This is a genomic window from Paraburkholderia sp. UCT2, from assembly GCF_014397665.1.
Taxonomy (GTDB): Bacteria; Pseudomonadota; Gammaproteobacteria; order Burkholderiales; family Burkholderiaceae; genus Paraburkholderia; species Paraburkholderia tuberum.
The window spans coordinates 1-263 of sequence record NZ_VZQO01000178.1; the positions used below are offsets into that span (position 1 = coordinate 1).

Annotated in this window: 1 protein-coding gene; it reads right to left on the bottom strand. The window is 61.2% G+C overall.

Annotation, left to right across the window (positions count from 1 at the left end):
• The coding region (locus F6X39_RS36460; protein ID WP_222945429.1) for a hypothetical protein at positions 1-214 on the bottom strand (214 nt) is incomplete at its 3' end.
• Between the last annotated feature and the right edge of the window lie 49 nt (positions 215-263).

The window sequence follows — 263 nt, forward strand, 5'->3', positions numbered from 1 at the left end:
AGGGCCTGTTCACGCTAATAACGGGCTTGCGCTGGCCGCCAGAAGGGCCGAGCGCAAGGATTGCGACGCAACGAATACTCGACGTATTCGCAAGGAGCATGACGCGGCGATCGGCCCTTCTGGCGGCCAGCCCCTCGAAGGTTTTTTTAAAACAGGGGAACGTGCCTTTGCGCCCGTATTGCGGCGTCGGTCGTCGCTTGTTTGGCTCGGCCAAACGGCGCTCCTCTCTCCTTGCACTACGCGCGCAAAGGCACGTTCGCAAG